The 21,116-nt window shown below is 43.0% G+C and carries 22 protein-coding genes and 1 pseudogene; 17 read left to right on the top strand and 6 right to left on the bottom strand.

Translation table 11 applies throughout. The annotated features are described in order from the left end of the window. The first annotated feature begins 11 nt into the window (after positions 1-11). The 6 genes from KO534_RS04635 (at position 12) to KO534_RS04610 (ending at position 6,406) form a co-directional block, all read left to right on the top strand. Positions 12-581 (top strand): carboxymuconolactone decarboxylase family protein, encoded by a 570-nt coding sequence (locus KO534_RS04635; RefSeq protein ID WP_215927779.1) that lies wholly within the window; start codon positions 12-14, stop codon positions 579-581. Positions 582-698: 117 nt separating this feature from the next. Then, positions 699-1,346 carry a glutathione S-transferase family protein gene (locus tag KO534_RS04630; RefSeq protein ID WP_215927769.1) on the top strand — a complete coding sequence of 216 codons (648 nt, stop codon included), beginning with the start codon at positions 699-701 and terminating at the stop codon, positions 1,344-1,346. Between the two features lie 71 nt (positions 1,347-1,417). Then, entirely contained in the window at positions 1,418-2,410 is a 993-nt protein-coding gene (locus KO534_RS04625) for an NADP-dependent oxidoreductase (protein ID WP_215927767.1), read from the top strand. A 503-nt stretch (positions 2,411-2,913) separates the two neighbouring features. Then, on the top strand, positions 2,914-5,106 hold the full coding sequence (locus KO534_RS04620) for a TonB-dependent receptor (RefSeq protein ID WP_215927765.1): 2,193 nt from the start codon (positions 2,914-2,916) through the stop codon (positions 5,104-5,106). A gap of 11 nt (positions 5,107-5,117) precedes the next feature. Continuing rightward, a complete protein-coding gene (locus tag KO534_RS04615) occupies positions 5,118-5,927 on the top strand; it encodes an alpha/beta fold hydrolase (RefSeq protein ID WP_215927763.1) in 810 nt (269 codons plus the stop codon). A 29-nt stretch (positions 5,928-5,956) separates the two neighbouring features. After that, positions 5,957-6,406, top strand: coding sequence for a hypothetical protein (locus KO534_RS04610; protein WP_215927761.1), 450 nt, complete (start codon positions 5,957-5,959; stop codon positions 6,404-6,406). Positions 6,407-6,412: 6 nt separating this feature from the next. Here KO534_RS04610 and KO534_RS04605 read toward each other — a convergent pair whose 3' ends face one another. Next, entirely contained in the window at positions 6,413-7,309 is an 897-nt protein-coding gene (locus tag KO534_RS04605; RefSeq protein ID WP_215927759.1) for a VOC family protein, read from the bottom strand. A gap of 121 nt (positions 7,310-7,430) precedes the next feature. Here KO534_RS04605 and KO534_RS04600 point away from each other — a divergent pair, with 121 nt between their 5' ends. From KO534_RS04600 to KO534_RS23675, 4 genes and pseudogenes are all read left to right on the top strand, one after another. After that, a complete protein-coding gene (locus tag KO534_RS04600; RefSeq protein WP_215927757.1) occupies positions 7,431-8,210 on the top strand; it encodes an enoyl-CoA hydratase/isomerase family protein in 780 nt (259 codons plus the stop codon). Next, on the top strand, positions 8,210-8,662 hold the full coding sequence (locus KO534_RS04595) for a PaaI family thioesterase (protein WP_215927755.1): 453 nt from the start codon (positions 8,210-8,212) through the stop codon (positions 8,660-8,662). The genes KO534_RS04600 and KO534_RS04595 overlap by 1 nt, the downstream gene beginning before the upstream one ends. A 67-nt stretch (positions 8,663-8,729) precedes the next feature. Continuing rightward, positions 8,730-9,641, top strand: a complete 912-nt coding sequence (locus KO534_RS04590) for a DUF1838 family protein (RefSeq protein ID WP_215927753.1) — start codon at positions 8,730-8,732, stop codon at positions 9,639-9,641. Between the two features lie 184 nt (positions 9,642-9,825). Beyond that, positions 9,826-9,915, top strand: a pseudogene (locus KO534_RS23675) (hypothetical protein); the annotation flags it as partial. Positions 9,916-9,998: 83 nt separating this feature from the next. Here KO534_RS23675 and KO534_RS04585 read toward each other — a convergent pair. From KO534_RS04585 to KO534_RS04570, 4 genes are read right to left on the bottom strand one after another with little or no spacing between them, the layout of a single operon-like run. Then, positions 9,999-11,420, bottom strand: a complete 1,422-nt coding sequence (locus tag KO534_RS04585; protein WP_215927751.1) for a sodium/proline symporter — start codon at positions 11,418-11,420, stop codon at positions 9,999-10,001. A gap of 33 nt (positions 11,421-11,453) precedes the next feature. Then, entirely contained in the window at positions 11,454-12,380 is a 927-nt protein-coding gene (locus KO534_RS04580; RefSeq protein WP_215927749.1) for a polysaccharide deacetylase family protein, read from the bottom strand. Beyond that, positions 12,380-13,336: a polysaccharide deacetylase family protein gene (locus tag KO534_RS04575; protein WP_215927747.1), complete on the bottom strand. Its 957-nt coding sequence runs from the start codon at positions 13,334-13,336 to the stop codon at positions 12,380-12,382. Before KO534_RS04575 ends, KO534_RS04580 begins: the two co-directional genes overlap by 1 nt. Before the next feature lie 56 nt (positions 13,337-13,392). Continuing rightward, positions 13,393-14,064 (bottom strand): isochorismatase family protein, encoded by a 672-nt coding sequence (locus tag KO534_RS04570; RefSeq protein ID WP_215927745.1) that lies wholly within the window; start codon positions 14,062-14,064, stop codon positions 13,393-13,395. A 263-nt stretch (positions 14,065-14,327) separates the two neighbouring features. Between KO534_RS04570 and KO534_RS04565 the strand changes: the two genes are divergently transcribed. From KO534_RS04565 to KO534_RS04555, 3 genes are read left to right on the top strand one after another with little or no spacing between them, the layout of a single operon-like run. Next, complete coding sequence (locus KO534_RS04565; protein ID WP_215927743.1) at positions 14,328-15,059, top strand: hypothetical protein; 732 nt, start codon at positions 14,328-14,330, stop codon at positions 15,057-15,059. Further along, positions 15,056-16,276, top strand: a complete 1,221-nt coding sequence (locus KO534_RS04560; protein WP_215927741.1) for a class I SAM-dependent methyltransferase — start codon at positions 15,056-15,058, stop codon at positions 16,274-16,276. The genes KO534_RS04565 and KO534_RS04560 overlap by 4 nt, the downstream gene beginning before the upstream one ends. Then, complete coding sequence (locus KO534_RS04555) at positions 16,273-16,656, top strand: hypothetical protein (RefSeq protein ID WP_215927739.1); 384 nt, start codon at positions 16,273-16,275, stop codon at positions 16,654-16,656. Before KO534_RS04560 ends, KO534_RS04555 begins: the two co-directional genes overlap by 4 nt. Positions 16,657-16,722: 66 nt before the next feature. Here the strand turns inward: KO534_RS04555 and KO534_RS04550 are convergent, their stop codons facing one another. Beyond that, positions 16,723-17,922 (bottom strand): SMP-30/gluconolactonase/LRE family protein, encoded by a 1,200-nt coding sequence (locus KO534_RS04550; protein WP_215927737.1) that lies wholly within the window; start codon positions 17,920-17,922, stop codon positions 16,723-16,725. A gap of 287 nt (positions 17,923-18,209) precedes the next feature. Between KO534_RS04550 and KO534_RS04545 the strand changes: the two genes are divergently transcribed. Genes KO534_RS04545 through KO534_RS04530 form a run of 4 tightly spaced genes read left to right on the top strand, consistent with a single transcriptional unit; the run spans position 18,210 to position 21,111 of the window. Then, positions 18,210-18,518, top strand: coding sequence for an REDY-like protein HapK (locus KO534_RS04545; protein WP_215927735.1), 309 nt, complete (start codon positions 18,210-18,212; stop codon positions 18,516-18,518). Positions 18,519-18,526: 8 nt separating this feature from the next. Then, positions 18,527-19,369 (top strand): SDR family NAD(P)-dependent oxidoreductase, encoded by an 843-nt coding sequence (locus KO534_RS04540; RefSeq protein ID WP_215927733.1) that lies wholly within the window; start codon positions 18,527-18,529, stop codon positions 19,367-19,369. Positions 19,370-19,387: 18 nt separating this feature from the next. Next, on the top strand, positions 19,388-20,278 hold the full coding sequence (locus KO534_RS04535) for a polysaccharide deacetylase family protein (RefSeq protein ID WP_215927730.1): 891 nt from the start codon (positions 19,388-19,390) through the stop codon (positions 20,276-20,278). Between the two features lie 5 nt (positions 20,279-20,283). Further along, entirely contained in the window at positions 20,284-21,111 is an 828-nt protein-coding gene (locus KO534_RS04530) for an HpcH/HpaI aldolase/citrate lyase family protein (protein ID WP_215927728.1), read from the top strand. The last annotated feature ends 5 nt before the right edge of the window (positions 21,112-21,116 follow it).

Raw genomic sequence — 21,116 nt, 5'->3', positions numbered from 1 at the left:
AAGGATAACTGATGTCGCGACTTTCTGCTTTACCCATAGATTCATTGCCAGCCGAGCTTCAAAGCATTATGGCACAAGGTGAAAACATCATGGGGTTTACTCCAAACGATGGGCTGATCATGGCGCGCTCACCGCAGATGCTCAATGCATTTTTAGCTTTGGTGCAATCTATATATCAACCCAGTGAGCTAGATAACGATCTTAAAAAACTCTTAGGTTTGATGACCAGCAGTGCCAGCGGTTGCCAATATTGCCAAGCGCATACCCAATACGGGGCCTTAAAGCATGGTATTACCGAGCAAAAAATCGCTGCGATTTGGGAGTATCAAAGTAGCGAGTTGTTTAGCCCTGCTGAACGAGAAGCCTTAGATGTTGCACGTAACGCAGCACTGGTGCCTAACGCGGTCACTGACGAACAATTTACCCGGCTTAAAACGTATTTTAGCGAAGTACAGATAGTAGAAATTGTGGCAGTGATTTCACTATTTGGTTTTCTAAACCGTTGGAATGCCACCTTTAAAACCGACATTGAAGCGGCTCCTGCTATGGCCAGTGCCAAGTTTGCCGGCAATGTTGAATGATAGTGATAGGTGATAAAAGATAAGCGATAAAAGGTAAGCGACGGGCTGCAACCTGCAACATTAGTGTTTGGGCTAACAAGCTAGCAATTTATGGGCAATTACAAAAGTGAAATTACGATGCAATTAATCAATCTAGATCATTCTCCTTACGCCACCCGAGTGCGTATATTGATCCGAAAAAAGAAGTTAGAAGTCGAGTTTGTTGCCCCTACGCTGGCACTAAAGACACCAGAGTTTTTGGCACGTTTTCCATTAGGTAAAATTCCATTGTTAGCCCTTGATAATGGCCAATACCTGCCAGAATCAGTGGCAATCATGGAGTATCTAGAAGACTGTTATCCAGAGCAGCCGTTTAGACCTAAAGCACCCTTAGATGCCGCTAATTCCAGGGTAATGGCGAGTTTTACCGATACCCATTTAGCGCCAGCCTTGCTGCCGTACTTTAAAGCAATGATGCTAGCTAATTTTAAATTTGACCAAAATGAGCAACAGCAGCTTGTTAGAACCGTTCTCGAAAAACTCGATCGCTGGCTTAGCTGCAACATTGAACTTGATAACCATCAGTTAACCTTAGGCGATATTATACTTGCTCCAACTTTTTGGTGGGTAGATGTCACTGTTGGTTCAGATGCCAATAGTAAAATAACCGAAGGCTTGCACACATTGAATCAATGGTGGGATTGGGTGCGCAGCGATACAGAAGTGCAGCTTGGTATTGATGAAATGGCCAATGCATTTGCAGCGTTTCAACAGCAGCAATCGTAAGCGGATCCTATTGAATCGACGAATAGATAAATAGACAAAAAGACAAATAAATAAGAATGGGAAAGGTAAATATGAAAGAAAATATGCAGGTTCAGCTAGTCTCAACCCCAGAATCAGAACCGCAACCAGAAAACTTTACCTTGGTAAAAGGCCCAATGCCTGTGGCCAAAAACCGACAAGTGTTATGTGAAACGCAATACTTATCACTCGACCCTTATATGCGCAGCCAGATTGCTGGGCGTCATATGTCGGGGTCGGTTAATCCAGGGGATGTACTGCGGGGTGAAACCGTGAGTAAGGTGATTGAGTCAAATCATCCTGAGTTTCAACCAGGAGACCTAGTGCGTTGTTTTGGAGGTTGGCAAAATTATTCAGTACATGATGGTGACGAGATCTTTAAAGTACAAAAAGACATTGAAAATCCATCATACGCACTATCAGCGCTAGGTATGCCAGGGTTAACCGCTTACGCCGGCCTAATTTGGCAAGCGCAACCTAAAGCCGGTGATGTGGTGGTGATCCCCGCAGCAATTGGTGGCGTAGGCTCAGTTGCTGGGCAGTTGGCAAAAATATATGGTTGTACTGTGATTGGAATTGCAGGCTCTGACGAGAAATGTGAGTACGCAGTAGCAAATTTGGGGTACGACGCCTGTATTAATCGAAAGAAAGGTAACTTAGCTGAACAATTAGACCAACTTTGCCCTAACGGAATTGATATCTTTTTTGATTTGGTAGGTGGCGAAATGCTCAATACTGTTTCAGAGCGGTTAGCAGTGGGGGCACGCGTTATTTTGTGTGGTTTGATGGCTGATTATAACAAAACTACTCGCAGCATGGGGCCACCGCCAGCCATGTGGATCAAAGCGAGAGCCATTATATATGGTTTGGTGGTTTACGATTTCGAACCGCGACGCGCTGAATTTGTAGAGGCTTGTTTGGAATATCTCAAACAAGGCAAACTTGTTGTACGTGAAGATGTTGCCCATGGCCTTGCAGCAGCGCCAGAAGCCTTTTGCCGTTTAATGCGCGGTGAAAATATGGGTAAATCAGTGGTGAAAGTGTAAACAAGGTGAACGAATAAAATGGGAAGTGTTGCTTCTCCAAATATTTATCGACCCAAAAACCATAAACCCGTGTTACAGCGGGTTTTGTTTTTTTATGCGACTGAATATGTATCCCGAGTTCAGGTTATGTAAATAGTAATGTTGCTAACACTTGCAATTTTACTGATGTATAAATATTAATTGATGAATATTTCAAGGTGGAATTTTTTATACTTACCCCCCCAATTCAAATCAAAATCCCATTTCAATAGATCTAAGTTGTCTTAAAAACCTACAAGTCCTCGATATTTAATCTTAAAAAAGTGTCATTAATAAACGCGTTTTTTTCTTACCTGTTAGTTGTTGATTTTCAATTAAATTTATATAAAACATATGGTTAGGTGTTTTCTTTGTGGCTTGTTCTTTAACCAATCCATTTCTTGACTTTGTTTAATGTTATAATAATATGTCATTAAAACGATATAACATTAATTTAAAGTTGATTCATCATTAAGGGGAAATCCATGAGTACGTTTTTTAAGAAGCAGAAACTAGCTACTTTAATAAGTGGAGTGTTAGCGTTCTCTGTGGCTCCTGTAATGGCACAGGACGCCGAACAGGATGAAAGTGCTAAGCAAAAAGAAGTAGAAAAAATCCTAGTTACTGCACAAAGACGTGTTCAGTCTATTCAAGAAGTCCCTGTGGCGGTTACCTCAATTGGTGCCGCTGATTTGGAATTAAAACAAGTTAGCAACGTGTTAGATCTACAATACGAAATCCCCAATATCAGTATTGCCACAAACACCGGCACAGCAAGTGGTGCTCGTTTATTCTTACGAGGTGTAGGTGAAGATGAATCACGAGTATCGGCGGACCCTGCTGTGGGAGTCTATGTCGACGGTGTGTATGTAGGACGTCAAGTGGGCGCCCTCTTCGATTTGGTGGATTTAGAACGAGTTGAAGTATTACGTGGCCCTCAAGGTACACTTTATGGACGTAATTCAAACGGGGGAGCGATTAAACTGATCAGTAAAGCCCCTGAAGTAGGCGAAAACTACGGTGTGGTGAAAGCCACTATGGGAAGTGATGGCCGCTTAGACGCACGGTTAACCGGTAACCTTGGGATTTCGGATACAACTGCAATTCGAGCAACGGTATTAACTAAATCACGTGACGGATTGCATACGGTTAATCCTAATGGTGACTTTGCCAATCAGGCTGGTACTGAAGCCGGTGAGAAAGATACGAAAGCCTTACGAATCGCTTTATTTACTGAATTCAATGATGACTGGACTATGAATTTGGCGGTGGACTACACTAAAGACAACTCAGATCCGGTACCAGACAGTGTCGCGCTGGAACAGGATGCTGATGATAATCTATTTACCATTGAGCCTGTTCCAGGAGTTACCTGTTCTGCTGCAACACCGGCCACATTTTTAAGCATTGGTTGTTTTAATGATTATCGTAGCAAAGTTGAAACCAGCGGCATTACCTTAAATATTCAAGGCAGTATTGATGAATATGATCTCAGTTTCTTAAGTGGTTACAGGGAGCTAGAAGATGATTTGTCGAGTCGTATTGGTTTTCCCTACACTCAACAAACAGATCAAGACCAATTCAGTCAAGAAATTACCCTATCTTCGAATTATGACGGTGCATTTAACTTCGTGTCAGGCGTGTATTATTTCAATGAAACTGTACAAATGGATTCAGTCTTTGTTTTTCCTGGCGAGTTAGGTATCGAAACCGAAGCCTATGCAGCATTTGTGCAAACTACTTATGACTTTAACGACACTTTGACCTTAACTACTGGCCTGAGGTTTACTGACGAAACTAAAGAAATCGATGGCTTTATACCGGGTACCGGTAATGGTCGTACCGAAGAATTAGGCTTCGACAATACCACTTATAACATAGCGTTAAATAATCAATTCACCAAAGATGTCATGGCGTATGTATCATATTCTACGGGGTTTAAGAGTGGTGGTTGGTCACCAGATTGTTTCTCTGAAGCCGCTTGTTTTGTGCCAGTTGATGAAGAAGAGCTTGATGCTTTTGAGATTGGGGTGCGAAGTGATTTATTCGATAACAGTCTGCGACTAAATGCGACCTATTTTTACAATATGTATGACAACCTACAAATTGCTTCAACTGTACCTGGGGTAGGCTTTACCCGTTTTAATGTGGATGAAACCGAAATCAGTGGTATTGAGTTAGAAGCAATATACCAAGTGTCTGATAGTCTGACGATTAATCTAACCTTTGGCACTATAGATGGTGAATATACCGAATTAACTCTGGCTCAAGCCGGTGGTTTAACTAACAACGGTGTCAGCCCGGGTTGTAACGACGTTGTGTCTATTGAGTGCGCCAAAGATTTACAATTGAAAAATGCGCCAGATTACAAAGGTACTATTGGTTTTACCCATAGAATGGCGCTGGGAGACGGTGAGTTAACGAGTCGTATTGATTTTTCATCTGAAGGTGACTCTTATAGCTTAGTGGCGAATGCACCCACACACTCGCTTACTTCAGTAGACACACTTGTTAATGCGCGCATTGCTTATGAGCCTAATAATGGAAAGTGGGCGCTAGCGCTTTGGGGTAAAAACCTCACCGACGAACACTACGCTCGAGCTGCTGCAGCCGCGGATTTTTCCCAGTATGCAGCCGACCCGTTAATGTGGGGCGTTGACGCCGAATACCGCTTTTAATTGGAGCTGTCATGAATTCTTGTAAAGTGACACGACATTTTACTGACGGTGAATTCGGGCAACTTCATTATCGTATAGCAGGTGAGGCTTCGGCCAAGCCTGCCATTGTGTGTTTACACATGGTATCTAAGTCTAGCCGCTCGTTTCAACATATTTTACCCATACTCGGCCAAGATAGGTTGGCTATTGCCATTGATTACCCGGGTTACGGTGAGTCTTCGCTTCCCTTTAGTGAATCTCAAGCAAACATCGAAAACTACGCAACTGCTGTGTGGCAAGTGTTAACACATCTGTCGGTCACTAAGGTTGATTTTGTTGGCTATCACACTGGATGTATGGTGTCGGTGTGTGCGGCGCACCAGCAGCCGCAGTGGGTCAATAAAGTAGTCAATATCGCTGCTCCTATATTTTTACCCAGTGAAGTACAAACATTCTGCGATAAATTTGCACCTATCCCTCTTGATGAACAGGGGAATAGGTTTCGAATTATGTGGGAACGTATCATTCACTACCGTGGCCCAGGTATGACCTTAGAAATGTGTGCCGACTCCATGGCTGAAAACTTGCGAGCTGGTGATGCCTACGAGTGGGGGCATATGGCGGCATTTAATCACGCAGCTCAGTATATTGAACAGATCAAAACCTTATCACATCGACTATTAGTGATAAATTTAGACGACGATATGCGCGAGCAAAGTGAGCGGGTGGATAGCTATTTGAATAACGGATTGCGTAAAGATTATTTTCAGTGGGCAGCAGGCTTTTTAGATGCCTTTCCTGAAGATGTCGCAGTTGAACTGTTAAGTTTTTTTGATGCCTAGACTCATTTTTATTTGGAACACCTAATTTTATGACATCTAAATTGCAGTTATTGATGCCGACTGTTCTCGAACATGCAGGCACCTGGCAAGGTACCTATCGACATATAGATATTCACGGTGAAACCCTAGATTGCCATCAAAGTTTGGTTGAATGTGTTTTCCCAGTTGAAGGCCTTGTTGTGTACACCCAGCGTAACCAGTTTAGTTGGGATGACGGTCGTGTCTTCAAAGTGGCATTTGACGGTATTATTCAAAACAACAAGATTTATTGGGATACAGAAACTTTCAAAGGTTACGGTTGGGTCGCCAGCCCATCCATATTTTTATTGGAACTAGAACGCAAAGATGAGCCCGGCGCTTGGTTTTACGAAAGCATTGTGATGGGCCCAGACAAAAAACATCGCGCCAGAACTTGGCATTGGTTTAAAAATGGCGAGTGTTTTAAGCGTACATTATGCGACGAACGTTTAATCTCATAATCGCTGTTATTTATTAGATTGTTCAACTAACTCAAGCAGCTCACCAGATGGTCCTTGAGTCAAAATCACTTTTTGGCCGGGGTAGTAGTGGTCATTAGTGTGGCTTACTGTTGTATTAAGCTGTTTAGCAGCGGCTTCAATGTCTTCGACAACACAAGTGATCATTGCAATTCCAGAGGGCAGAGAGCCCGAATTGACAATATTCGGCTGGGCATCGGGAACTTGATCAATTTCGAACAAACAGTCGCCCGCCAATTGTAACGTGGCTACTGGGTATTGATGTTCGATATCTTTACCCCAAGCATTGTTGAGCACTGTTACTTTAGTCTCAAACTTTAACCCGCTGTGTTGGTTTAAGGCTTCATAAAATGCCAAGCTAGTATCTCGATTTTGGGTGCACAGTACCGGAATAAACAAACTACCAGTGCGTGATTGGGTCATAGGTAGATGAAATGGAGGTACGGCTTTGTCGACTTGGGTGACGTAGCTGACTTCGTTACACGGACCAATGACTTGCATCGCTTTAATTGCATCACTGATTTGCAAATACGCTGGCTCACCTATGATTTTGAAAACGTCGCAATCGATTTCGTTGCGGATTAAGTCTACATCGGCCACATTCACCTCAAGTGCCATCCAACCTTGGGTTTTAAGCGGTATAGCGGAGCCACAATTGGAGTCCTCTACAATCCGTAACCAAGCATGGCCGTTGGCTGCTGCCAAAATATGCATTGGGTTGTTAAGTAAATTAGGGGTATGCCATAAATCACACAGTGCTTGGCTTACCAGATCGTCTCTGACTAAGGTGTAACCCATGCTCGCTTGATAGGACTCACTGGCAAATTTAATGTTGTTTGTTAACAGCGTTGCGCCGACTATTGGACCTAAAAAAGGGTCGCTCATATTGTTTTCTCTGTTAGATTGCTAAATCGCAATTTAAAATTGGGATGAATAGCTGATAATTTGGCGTATCACAGCCTACAACGCAACCTAGTGCTAAACCGACACCGGAGCTTATTGATTTATGTCAACGATCATCTTGAATATTAAGGAAAAAGTCGCTTATTTGCGCATCAACAGGCCAGAAAAATACAATGCGTTAACCCAAGATATGTGGCAAGCCATCGCTGACGCTTGCGATAGTCTAGCTAATCACAAAACCGTGCGAGTGTTAGTGCTCAGTGCGGCAGGTGAAAAAGCCTTTTGCGCCGGTGCAGACATAAACGAATTGCACGAAATGCTTAGTCTTCCCGATAGATTCGCCGCTAGCAATGAAATAGTGCAGCTGGCTCAAAAAAAATTAGCCGCGCTACCCTTTGCCACTATCGCGCAAATAAACGGTGTCTGTGTAGGGGGGGGCATGGGACTGGTGATGTGTTGTGATTTTAGAGTAACGGTTAAGCAAGCGAGTTTTGCGATTACACCCTCAAAATTGGGTTTGTTATATAGCCTAGAAGATACCAAAAGATTAGTAGGCTTAGTAGGGTTGGCTCGTGCCAAGGAATTGCTTTATTTAGGTAGAAAAATTGACGCTGCTACCGCCGAGCGCTGGGCGTTGGTTAATCAAATTGTGGCACCAGATGAATTGGAATCGGCCGTAGAATCCTTAGTTCAATCGATACTCAGTGTCAGCGGTTATTCGGTGAGCGGCACTAAACGCTCGTTAGCGCACCTAAGCGAAGTGATGCCCAGCGAAGCTGACACTTTGGCAATTCAAAGCTTGTTTGATAAAGCATTTCACGGCGATGACTTTAAAGAAGGCGCTGCAGCCTTTACCGAAAAACGCCCTGGGAGGTTTATATAATGGTGAAAACATTAGCGAACACATCGGTAAGCGCCAATGCAGAGCTTCACTTTGATAGCAGTTTTACTCAATGCGAAAAGCAGCAAGGGTTTTCACAGCATATCGGGCCATTTTTTGAAAAAAACGTTAATGGTGTGATGCATCGCGCCTTAGAAATCAAAGCTCATCACCTTAATCCCGAAGGGGTAGTGCACGGTGGTGTCACTTTGTCATTTGCCGACTACATAATTTATCGCGCCATTGGTGATGAAATAGGCCATGATATTCGTTTTGCCACCATCAACTTAAACAGCAATTTAATTGCTGCGGCTAAGGATGGCGATGTGCTGTTCGCAACAGGTAACATAGTCCGCAAAACTAAAAGTGTGATTTTTGCTGAGGGGCGAATTTTTACTACTAAACATACGATTTTACAAGCCAGCGGAGTCTGGAAAATCTTGGGTGTTAATTGATAATTCTCAATGCACCCTAACTGCATTCATCTAGTCTAGATACGGTCAATAATAAGAGAATAAATATATGATAAAACTTAAACTTGCGTCACTGTTACTGCTTGCTAGTACGTCAGTTGGCAGCGCATTTGCGGCCGCTAAGCTGGATCTAAATACTCCAGAAGGTGCCAAAGAGGCTTCACGAAAAATCCAATGTTCTACTGTAGATGGTGAGCCTGTCTATTATTGGTGGAAAGGGCAGGCGTATTCTCGCAGACAAGGCGAGCCAGATATGCGTTTATTTGATGTAGAAGGAATGAATGTTAGAACCTGCGTCACAATTGATGGTGGAATTCAGGGCAAATCTTACCGAATAATTTCACGTGAAATTTTATTATATACCGATAAGAAGACGGGGAAACCCTTGGAAAAATGGACAAATCCTTGGACTGACGAGGAGCTAGAAGTGCATCATGTATTAAATGATCCGGTCAATAATACCTCTGGTTTCCCTTTTGACAAAAACGGTAAGGCCTTCCCTTGGACTAAGAGTTTTGGTGGACAAATCTCAGATAATATGTGGTCCACGTCATTTGCCATTCCTTTGTTTTATCACAATGTCTTAGCTGGCGATTATCAAAAGCAAGTAGGCGGCGTATATCACGCCACAGAAATGTTTACGTGGTCTGGAAGTGTGGACAATTTAGTGAGTTCTGACACCAAAACCGCAGACGCTCATATCGGTTGGGTTCGTATCTCTGATTGGTTGCCTTGGATGATGATGTCAGGCAGAGAAGGTTCAATCTATTTTAATACGTCAGGTTTTAAAGTCGCTGGGTTTGATGAGATGGGTGAAGTGATGAAAGAGTATATTAATACTCATGCTCCTCTTTATAAAAATCCACCTCCTTTAGATGACAAACGTGAAAATGAAACCAGCTGGATTGGTTATAAAAATGACGTGGAAGGCGGTAAATTCAATAAAAATAAGAGTCATTAGTCGCTAAAGCAATCTCCCTAAAGGGCGGCCTAGAGGCCGCCCTTTTTTATAAAAGCCGTAATTATGCCTAGTCAATTTTTACTGAACACCCTAAATCGGTTAAGGCAACTTATTGACAGCATTTTTTAGATGTAATGAAGCTTTTGATTAAACTGTTTAAAGCTGGCCCCTTTGTTTTGTTCACGCTTTAATTCCAGCTACAACTATCACCACGGGAAACCGGTTAATAATCAAACTGTATCAGGAAATGGTACTTTTGAGGGTAGAAGACTAAAACAAGGATCCCAAAAACTTGGTTAAATCTGATGCTAAGGAGTATATGATTTAAGCCAATCTAGATGTGTATGTTTCATTTTGTTAGCGAGAATCTTGGGTGGTTAAGTCAGGTTGTTTTCTACCTACCCAAGCTATAGCAAATGCTAAGACAAAAGGTATCACTCTTTCTAAAACGTCACCCGGTGTGTTTTCTAACCAATTAAATATTACCGTTAGTGTAAAACCGCTAAGAATGGCGGCAAAGCGATACGGCCCATTGACGTTATATCCCATTAACATCACGATCAGTAGCGGTGCAAATGCTGAACCAATTGCAGCCCATGCAAATAGCACTCTTGAGAATATAGCCTGTGGGGCATACAGTGCAATTAGCAAAGAAATCAAACACATCACGAATACGCTAAAACGAGAAAAGAGTAAGCTCTTTTTGTGTGATAAGGTTTTGTTGAGGTCGTATGATAACGATGAGGCGGATACTAACAATTGACTATCAGCAGTAGACATAATGGCTGATAACACCGCTGCGATAATTACGCCAGCAACTAAAGGGTGAAACAACCTATTGGTGACTTCAAATAATACTTTCTCACTATCTTCGCTACTAGGCATCAATACTCTGGCACATAATCCTAAAATTAACATACCGCCGTACACAATCACCGGCCAAGCAATGCCAATATACTTACCAATCCTCATTGAGCGTTCATCTTTGATCGCCATAAAGCGATTGACAACATGCGGTTGCCCGGGGTTTCCAAGGCCTACACCCAAAAGGCCAATTACAAAAGCTACTGCAGAATAGCCAAAAAATGAACTGGATATGGAGAGTTGATCTTGGTCGAATACCTGAGTCATACTTTCTACGAGTTCAGCTGGACCGCCAACCTCATATAGTGCGGCAGCGGGTAAGACAATAGCAACAACCGCCATCAACATACCTTGTATAGTATCTGTCACACTGACAGCCCAAAATCCACCGAGCAAAGTATAAATTAAGATAATAGCGGTGCCTGTGACGATGGCATTTTCTACAGAAATACCAAAACTACTGGAAAAGGTACTACCAGCAGCCTGAAATTGAGCGGCAATATAGAACGCGAATGAAAACACAATGGCAAAACTACAGATAAATACGATTAGCCGAGTCCAACTGTCTTTGCCTGCTAATAATTCGGTCAATGTCACCGCGCCTGATTTGTTCCCTCTATCGCGAATTCGCGGAGCAAGCCACAACCAGTTAAAGACATAACCTCCCACTACCGCAGGAAAAAGCAACAATGAAGATAACCCCATAGCATAGGCTGCACCGCTGACACCTAACAAACTCCATGCCGACGATGCACTGGCCGATGAACTTACTGCGGCAACCCACGGACCGAGAGCCTTCCCTCCAATAAAGAAATCTTCGCTAGTTTGTGTGCGACGACTTGCCCAAAAACCAATCCCAATAAGTAACAACTTATATGCAATTAGTGTAACCAGTATCACAGACTCTCGACTCACTTCGCTCCCTTATATTTTGCCTAGTCACTAATATTAAGCATTTTGTTGTGCCTTAAATGCCGACAAAATATTGCCTGCAGAAGCGCTCCATACATCTTGCGACATTACATATTCAAGCACACGCTCTAAAGCGGAGATACGATGAGGTTGCCCTAACATCCAAGGATGAATATTTAAGCTTAAAATTCGCCCTCCTTGTTCGTTGGCCTCTTTAAGTAAATAATCACATGCATCAACGATTTGATCGGCGTATGAATCTTCACTGTGTAAGTTATTGAGCATAATAAAGGCATCATCTAACTCGTTAGATAATGGCATGGTCCATAAGTTACCTTGCTGAGTTTTGAAGGTGTAGGGCATGTCGTCATTTACCCAATCACAGCAAAATTCGATGCCGTTGGCGGCTAATAACTCTGGGGTATTTTCGCTTTCGTTACGCCCTGGACTTAACCAACCTGTCACTTTTTGTTCCGTTAAGTCTCGTAATTGATTTAACGAATCTTGTACTAATTGGGATTCAAGTTGTTTGTCTTGTCCTCCAAAGTGCAACGCATCCATGTGCATGCCATGACATATAACTTCGTTGCCACGCTCTTTAATGGTGTTGAGTAGATAAGGGGTGCGTTTCGCCAATTCGGTGTTCATGGCAAATGTGGGTGTCACGCCGTATTGATCAAAGGCTTTTAAAAATCGATAAATGCCCACGCGGTTTCCATAATCTCGTAAGCTAAAATGCCTTAAATCAGGGTAGGGCATAGTCATGCCACCTTGAATTTTAAAAGGCTCTCCTTTTTGGTCGAGTGGAAAAAACTGCAAAGGTACATTGACCCATAACGCTAACTTTTTGCCACTGGGCCAGGTCACTTGAGGCCGGTCGGTCAACATTGACCAATCGTATCTGTCATGATCCATACCATACTGACGTTTGGCGTATTCTAGGTAAGATTTATCAAGTGCCATTATTTGTCACTCCTTATCAGTGCCGCGTTTTTGTGTGCGATATCCACTTTGGCTTGCTCGTAATAGTGTTCAAGGTAATATTCAGCAATTTCTTTACCTGTGGTCACCCAAACATCATCGTGGCTAGTAATGTAATCAAGGGCTTCTTCGAAGGCTTTCATTCTATGTGGACAAGACACCTGATAATTATGGGTGGGGATACACATGATAGTGCCTGACTCGTCACCTTCAGCGTAGAGGCGGTCAAAGTTGTTTTTTAACATTTGACCATAACGTCTCGGCTCAATTTTATTGACCACATAAGCGATAGTGTCATTCATTTCTAGTGAATAAGGGATTGATACAAAGGGTTTATTACTGCGAGTGTGGATGGGGGTCGGTTGATCATCATGAAATAAATCACAGGTGTAAATACCGCCTTCGTTACCAAATAGTTCAGTGCCCACTTCTGCGAACAAGTCTAAGGTTAATTCGGAGTGGGATAAGGCTGGCGCTAAATAACCACCACATTTTTGGCCGGTGTGCTGATAAATAGTTTCCATAGAATCTTTTATCATGTCGCGCTCTTGTTGCTCTGACATTCCGTAGGTATAGCGCGTATTGTAAATGCCGTGGCTGAAAAACTCCCAATTGCGTTCTTTACACATTTGAATGATTTCAGGGTGGTGATCACACAGCGCTGTCGACAAAGAAATCGAACCACGAATGCCGTATTTATCCAGCAAATCCATTTGTCGTTTGTGTCCCACACGGTTACCGTAATCACGGATACTGTACCCTTGGGTTGCAGGGTAGGGTTGCGGCCACGCTTTGCGAGAAGGATTCGCGGGTGGATTGAGCTCATAAAATTCTATATTAGGCGCAACCCAGAAAGCCATTTTTTTGCCACCGGGCCAGCGAATTTTAGGGCGATTTTCATAGGGCCAATAATCGTAAAAACCGGGATCACTTTTCATTTACCTTACCTTTTTAATGCTTTTGATTGCTGAGAGTTACCTAAAGTAACTTAGCGTTACTTAGGGCTTTGTTGAGATAACCATTGATTCACTTCATCAAGGGTAAGGACATCAGCATATTTCAGAGATAAATCCGTTAAATTGGCATAGTGATAACTTTCATGTTTGTCTGCCACACATTCTTCCGGAACAATAGTGCGATAGCCTCGAGATAAAGAATCAACCGCTGTGGCACGAATACATCCTGATGTTGAACCGCCGGTGAGAATGACGGTATCCACTTGATGCCATACCAACAACGATTGCAATTGGGTTTCAAAAAAAGCAGAGGGCATTTTTTTTAAATACACCACGTCTTTGACGTAATCGATTTCTAAGCGGTCATCAAATTCGCTGCGTCGTGAGTCAAATTTGATATTTTGTAAAGAGTCAGGGGTATCGGTACGGGTTCCCCAAATACCCGCATCTTCGGCGCTTTCCATATAGGCTACGTGGGTCCAAACTACTGGCCAACCTAAGGCTCGAAAGGCTTTCGACATCTCATTGATATATTCCATTTGGCGAGGATCGGTTTCGTAGGCTGTCGCAAACTCGTCGGTACAGGTATAGGCTTTTTGTGGATCGATATTAACTAACACGGCCTTGTTGCCAAATCCAAAACGTTTTCGAGCCGGATTGTTTTTTATGTCGTAGTAAATTTCTTTTGCGGTTTTAGAGCTTGTTTGCATGGGTTTTCCTTCAAATCTTTGATAATTGTCATAGGTTTTTGGATGGATAGTGATCACAATTTAACCTAGAAATATCTTAACTTTTACGGCAATTGATTATTAATGTTCTATTGATATAACAATTTAGTTATATCCTAGTTTTAGCATAGCTTGCAAATAAAAATAGCGACAATTTGCTTAATGTTAATTTGCCAACAAAAGCCAAACGATTATAAGAGATTGGCAAGACCCACATTTAAGACACAGATAAGGCGGTCAACTAAATGAAGCACAGAACTATCCGCGGCGTAATTCAATACACCAGTAAAAAACCAGAACGATTTGGCATGGAAAGAGGCCGAGAGTTTTTCACTCTGACCACTCAATCAGACGGTGTACAAGTGATGCATGCTCATTGCGAAATTGATGATGAACCAAATGTGATTCGGGATGTGGTGCAATCTATGCGTCAAGATTGTAGCCCCATTGATTGTAGTGTGCGCCTCAGTGTAGGTGATAAATATGAAGGCAGTGGTTGGATCCGTTTTACTGATAGTTACGCAGAATGTGAAACCCATAACCAGCGCGACGGCCGTATTACTCAGCGTATTGAAATAGAGCAACCTGTTAAGTGGTTGCAAGCGCATCCCATAGTCGGTGATGGCTTATTGATGAAGCTTTATGATTTGTCAAAAGGGCCGGGTAAAACCTTTTTTCCAGACATTATGCTAACTTCACCGGATCACCGCGGTGCTACGGGCCCATTGTTGTTTAAAATGAATGGCCTAGGAATTCAGTATGTAGGTGAAGAAGAAATCGAAGTCCAGGCTGGAAAATTCAATTCACGGCATTTTCAAGTTGTGGATACAGCGGGTAATTTACCAGAAGAGCACCCTCCATATAATCTATGGGTGACCGCTGATGATGATTACCTTTTGCTTAAAGCCGGTGTTGACGGTTATATGCAAACCCACTACGAATTAACCGAATATCAAATCATTGGAGATGAGTCATGAGTAATAGTAGCGCTTTACCTTCATGGGATGTACTCACTAAGCACAACGTGTTTCCCGTGGCTAATCATGATGAAGTGGCCCGCTTAAACTTTTTGACTCACTTAAATGTGCATCTAAGTAGTCAAATATTACCTGGCGTAAAGACCGCTTACGAAACACAAGTTAAGCCTGAAATTGTTGCTGAAACCGGAGAAGAGCCAAGCTCTCGGCACCAAGTGCGTCAACATATGTTAAACAATGGTTATTTTCAAATGTGGAGTGCGCTGCGACGTAATACCATGGAAATGCGTCATCAAGCTGCTCGTGCTCAAGTGCTGGGGCAAATTGAAAATATAGTAGATAAGGTCGATAAGGCCTGCCACAACGACGCTAATCTACAACTTGATGATAACGTAGTGGTACCACCCAATGTTGCGATGGTAGACATTCATTGTCAGCCTGGTTGTTATTATCAAGAGTACTTCGAAAATGATGTGACTGTAGCGGCGAGCTATGACTTGGGGTTGTTTGTTACCACAGCCGGTTTGCTCGGTGCTCTCAGTGATGGTGGTGGTCAAGGTATTGCCAATTGGCTGAAAACCCAACATCCAGACTTTAAACCAAAACGTATTTTGGATATTGGTTGTACTGTGGGTCACAATGCTTTGCCTTTGGCAGAACATTTCCCTGACGCCCAAGTGATAGCTGTAGATGTGGCGCGCCCTAGTTTGCGATATGCCCATGCAAGGGCCAAGTCGTTGGGATTAAACAATATTCAATTCGTACAAGCCAATGCCGAAGACTTGAGTCAGTATGCAGATGGTTCGTTTGATTTAATCACTACCTCGATGTTTTTGCATGAACTGTCCCATCAAGCGATGCCAAAAATCCTTAAAAATATTAACCGGTTGTTAGCTGACGGTGGTCTTAACTTACATTTAGAGCAGCCACAATATGCGGGTATGGATGTATACCAGCAGTTCATTCGAGATTGGGATACCTACTTCAACAATGAACCTTATTGGGGGCCAATGCATGAACTCGATCTAAAACAAGTATTTGCGGATTGTGGTTTTGATCCTCAAGACATGTTTGATGTGGGAGTGGTATCCAAAGTAGATGAGAAAATATTTGGTAAACCTAAGAGTGAAGGCGAAGACTATGGTCGTTCACCGGTTTGGAACGCTTTAGGTTTATGGAAAGGAAAAAACGCAAAAATAAGTGAGAAAGTGGCATGAGTGAACTAAATACACAGCTATCTGATGCTGAAAAAATTAACTTGGCAGGCACTAAGGCTAAAGGGCAACGGCCGTATTTTTTAGCAGATAAACAAACCGAACAAGCCTTATCTGTGGCTATGACTTTGGCGATGGAATTGTCGGTCACCAAAGAACGTTTGGCATCACTTGAATGTCTCCTGGTCGATAAAGGGCTGATTGCAAAGGGTGAGTTAGATCACTACCAACCAAGCAAAGAAGAAGTGGCAAAACGCAGTGTAGACACCCAAGCTTATTTAGCGAGAGTGTTGCGTATTATGCAGCAAGACAAAGAAGAACTAGAAGCTAATGATCCTGATATGCAAAGTGTTCAGGATGAGCTGACTAAAAGTGAGTATTAGCTATGCAGTGAGCTGCATAGCTATCGGCACTATCAGTTAATAACAGTTAATAACAGTTAGTAACAGTTAATAAGGAAATCCTTGCACATTGAGCTTAGCGCTATAAATGCCGGCACTTTGACAAACTGTGTCACCACATAGGCGTGGTTTGTCGCCATCCATTGGTGCGGTTAAACCTGTTACAAATAAAGTGCGACCATCTTGTGCACCAAAAGCGACGTTTGTGACTATGTGGATACCTGGCACCTCTAATGCACCAATTTCCCGATAGTGCTTATCTAAAATCACCACAAATTGTCCATCATTTCGCGTCGCTGATTTTCGACTGGTAGTGACATAAATATTACCAGTACAATCCTTCCCTAAACCGTCTATTGGGGTATCAAGGATTTGACTCGGGTTGGTTACTTGTCCAGCGCTTAGTTCAAATACCCACAGCCCTGCTAGCCCACCAACCAGTAGCTGCTTTTGGTCTAAAGACAACGCAATACCATTTGGCTTATCCCGCAAGGCTGGTGCGAGCTCGGTGACTAAAGTTGGGCGAACGTTTCCATCAGCACTGACGCGATAAATGCGCTGCCCCGGTGTTTGCGAGCCAGGAGCACCACCTCCTTGCGTGGTAGCGGCATCAATGTTGGAAGGCACATTCCAGTTAGGATCAGTGAAATATATGCTGTTGTCAGAAGCGATAGTTAAGTCGTTGGGTGAATTAAAACGTTTATCTTCATATTGACTTACTATGGTTGACAGTTTTTTAGTGTGCCAATCGATATTCACCAGTGAACCGTCAAGCTGTCTAGTTGCCACTAGATTTCCATCTTTATCGACGGCTAACCCATTGGTTCCTGCTACCCTATCATCTAGCCAAACTTTAGGTTTTGTACCCGGTACCCAGCGCCAGATAGTGGTTTGATTCGTTAACACAAAACCTTGAGCGTCGGCTTGATGTGAGCCCATATTGGTATAGTACAACGCACCGTTATGCCACAAAGGTCCTTCAAGGTTATTTGCCCCTTGATACATTAGCGGAATATCCGATTCTCGCTTTAACTTAACCTTAGATAGATCAAGCTTGGCTTGTTTGTCTGTGAGTGAGCAATATTTAGCATTAAATAAGTCAGTTTGCTCTTCTTTAGCTGCGGCACTTGGTATCACTAAAAGTAAAGTTAGTAAGCATGAAATCCCAAGTTTGATGTGACGAAACGGGCCTAAACTGATTGTTGTGTTCCTTGGCCTTGACTGATTATGGAGCCTAAAGATACCCATTTAATTTCCTTTTATAGTTTTTATCTAGTGATGTGTTGTAAAGCTACCGCGTTGACCTACATATGACCAGTTCAATTAAAAAAATAGTAACGGCAAGCTAAAATTTAAGAATCACTTTTAAGGTGTGCATCCACAAAATCACCCAAATTTTATTGCTTTTCTGTTGCATTCCCCTAACCCAAATTGCTTTTTGTCAAATACCTTAGAGCTAATTTCGGCAAAGATTGACTTGTGATATGAGGCACTCTAAATTTGTCCGTACAAATTAATTGAGTCGAGCAAATCTAATGACCACTATAGTTGTATTATTTAATCTACAAGCCGGTGTTGACGAAAGTGTGTATCAACAATGGGCCACAGAAACTGATATTCCTACCGCTGGCGGACTCGCGTCGGTTGATTCCTTCGAAGTGTTAAAAGCTGAAGGCATATTAATGAGTGAGGCGACGCCTCCCTATCAATATATTGAAATACTCAAAATCAATGATATGGACAAGTTTGGTCAGGAAGTTGCCAGCGAAACGATGCAAAAAGTGGCGAGCGAATTTCAAAAGTTTGCTGATAACCCTACCTTCATCATGACTTCAAAACTCTAGAGGGTCCTATGTCTCAATATCCAGAACTAAAAGGCAAAGTGGCAGTGATTACCGGTGCAGGGCGACAAGCTGGGCTGGGAGAAGCCATGGCAAAACGCCTAGCTGCAGAAGGTTGCAAAGTTATCATAACCGATATCGGTAAATCAGTTAGTGAACATACGCCTGATGACGCCATTGGCCACACTGATGAAATGAATCAAATAGTGGCAGACATCAAACAAGCTGGTGGAGAAGCCAGTGCTTTTGTGTGTAATGTTTTAAACGAACATGAAGTGCAAGGCGCGGTGGATTTTGCGGTAGCCACATATGGCTCAGTTGATATCTGGGTTAATAATGCTGGTATCGGGTACTTAATGAAGTCTATTTTAGAAATGCAAGTAGACGAATGGGACGCGGTACTTGGCGTTAATCTGCGGGGCGCGTTTTTAGGTGTGAAGTACGCCGCGGCGCAAATGGTGAAACAAGGCCAAGGCGGCAAAATTATCAATATCGGCTCCCAAGCATCTAAGTCAGCCTTTGGTCATGCCTCTGCTTACACCACTTCAAAACACGGCATGAACGGTCTAACCCGTGTTGCCGCAATTGAGCTGGGTAGTCATAAAATCAATGTTAACGAAATTTGTCCTAACCACGTCACTACAGGTCTAGGCGCTTGGCAAAATGCACATTTTTCAGAGGTAACAGGCAAAGGTTACGAACAATATATGCAAGACATGCGCGATCGTATCCCAATGGGGCGACCGGGTTTACAAGAAGACATAGCCAAAGCCTGCGCTTTTTTATGTTCAGAACAAGCCAGTTACATCACGGGTGAGTGCATGAACGTGTCCGGCGGCGAAGAATATCATTAAAGTTAAGAGAGCAAATTGATGTCAAATTATAAGTGGCCACAAGATAAAAGACTTGCCATGTCCATAGTGGTAAACGTCGAAGAAGGCTCAGAGTACAGTATAAAAGAAGGCGACAAAGGCATGGAGCCAGTGGACGAATTGCAAGTTCACTTAAAAAAGCCAATGCGCAACTATGGTAATGAGTCTAACTACCAATATGGTATTAACGAAGGCGCGCCGCGCATTATTAAGTTGCTCGATAAATACCAAATGCCAGCTACGTGGACAGCCGCAGCTTTGAGTCTAGAGCGTGCTCCACAAATCGCTGAAGCGATCCGTCGCCGTAATGATGAAACCTGTTCTCATGGCTATCGCTGGGTGTTTCAATTTCGGATGGATGAAGCAGAAGAGCGTCAGTTTATAAAAGATGCGGTCAGCAGTATTCAAAAAACCACAGGTAAACGTCCTCTTGGCTGGTTGTCTCGTTATTTACTGACCGAAAACACTCGCCGCTTGTTACAAGAAGAAGGTTTCTTGTATCACATGGACGACTATAGCGCCGATGCCCCGTTTTGGGATGCAGTGACGGGCACAGATGAACCTATGGTTATTGTGCCTTATGCACTGGATTCAAACGATATGAAAATGTGGGTAGCACCCTCTCTGACGCCTGATGCATGGCTAAAATATGCCATCGACACCTTTGACGTTTTATACGAGGAAGGTGCAGAACAACCACGAATGATGAGCTTAGGTTTGCACCTTCGTATTATTGGACGTCCAGGACGAATTGGCGCACTTGAAGCTTTTCTTAAGTATGTCAGTGAAAAGCCTGGAGTGTGGTTCACTACTCGCCAAGCCATTGCTGAAACCTTTAAAGACCAAGTTCCAGCCACTAATTTTGTGACAGCAAACAGTGAAAGTGAGTAATTGATATGAATATTTTGCGCTCTTTATTGTTTGTGCCGGGTTCAAGACCTGAACGTTTCGAAAAAGCCTTGGCAGCCGGTGCCGATTTGGTGTGTATCGATTTAGAAGATGCTGTGCTGCCACAAGACAAAGATAATGCCAGAAAAGCGGTGTTAGCTTGTGTTCAAGCTACAAAAAAGCTTTGTGTTCGCATCAATCCGGTTAATACCCCTGAAGGAGAAAAAGACTTACAAAGCTTTGCCAATCAACAGTGCGCACCTGATGTTGTGATGTTGGCAAAATGTGAGTCTGCAGCCGATGTGTTACATGCCAAACAGGTGATTAACCAAGAGAACGTAAAGTTTATCCCTTTAATCGAAACCATAACTGGGCTCGAAAATGCTTATCAAATAGCCAGCGCCTGTGAACAAGTTGAGCAGATTATGTTTGGTGGGGCTGATATGGCCGCGGAACTACGCTGTGAATTTAGTTATGAGCCCCTGCTATTTGTGCGCAGCCAGTTGGTATTTGCCGCTGCAAAGGCCAATGTTGGTTTAATCGATGTGCCCTTTGTGGATATCAAAAATGAGGCGGGTTTACTCGACGAAACCGGCAAAGTTAAAGCGTTAGGTTTTAGCGGCAAAGCGGCAATTCATCCTGGTCAAATTGCAGCTATTCATCAAACTTTTATGCCCAGTGAAGAGCAAATCGCCTATGCCGAATCTGTGATGGCTGTTGTTGATGGCCCAGATGCTGGTGTAGTAGTAGTCAACAGTAGAATGGTCGACCGACCTATTATTTTAGCTTGTCAGCGCATTCTAGCGCTAGTCAAAAACACGTCTTCAAATCCATAACCGAG

This window comes from Paraglaciecola arctica, assembly GCF_018861065.1.
Lineage (GTDB): Bacteria > Pseudomonadota > Gammaproteobacteria > Enterobacterales > Alteromonadaceae > Paraglaciecola > Paraglaciecola arctica_B.
This window is presented reverse-complemented; position numbering and strand designations above follow the sequence as displayed.